The sequence below is a fragment of the Achromobacter aegrifaciens genome (assembly GCF_902859965.1).
GTDB classification, from domain to species: Bacteria; Pseudomonadota; Gammaproteobacteria; order Burkholderiales; family Burkholderiaceae_B; genus Achromobacter; species Achromobacter aegrifaciens.
Genome location: NZ_CADIKO010000014.1, coordinates 1 through 721 on the forward strand (window position 1 = coordinate 1; position 721 = coordinate 721).

1 protein-coding gene is annotated in these 721 nt (G+C 71.3%); it reads left to right on the forward strand.

The annotated features are described in order from the left end of the window. Positions 1-721: peptidase dimerization domain-containing protein (locus HV793_RS30985; protein WP_175214477.1), on the forward strand; the 721-nt coding region annotated here is incomplete at both ends.

Below are 721 nucleotides of genomic sequence, written 5' to 3' on the forward strand. Positions count from 1 at the left end.
TGCGCGAGCAAGGCGTGCAGCTGGAACATCCCTTCGAGGTCATCGACTTCCTGTCCGAGGAGCCCAGCGACTATGGCATTTCCTGCGTCGGCAGCCGCGCGCTCTGTGGCCAGCTGACGCCCGACATGCTGGCGGCCCGCAATCCCGAAGGCGAGACGCTCGCCGCCGGCATCGCCCGCATCGGCGGCGACCCCTCGGCGCTGGGCGCGCCGCTGCGCGGCCCTGACGGCACCGCGGCGTTCGTCGAACTGCATATCGAACAAGGCCCGGTGCTGGAAAGCCGCGGCCTGCCTATCGGCGTGGTCACCAACATCGTCGGCATCCGCCGCGTGCTGATCACGGTGGAAGGCCAGCCGGATCATGCCGGCACCACGCCCATGGACATCCGCCGCGACGCCCTGGTGGGCGCGGCCCGCATCATCGATGCCGCCCACCGCCAGGCCAGCGCCGCCAGCGGCAATCCGCACTACGTGGTCGCCACCGTGGGCCGGTTGTCCATGACGCCGAACGCCGCCAACGCGGTGCCTGGCCGGGTCGAGCTGACGCTGGAAATGCGCAGCGACAGCGATGCCGTGCTGGACGCCTTCCCGGAAACGCTGATGGCCGGCGTGGCCACCGACCTGACCGCGTTGCGCCTGTCCGCAAGCTTCACGCAGCTGAGCCGCGCGCGGCCCACGGACTGCACGCCGCTGGTGATGGACGCGGTGCAGGCCGCCGCCGA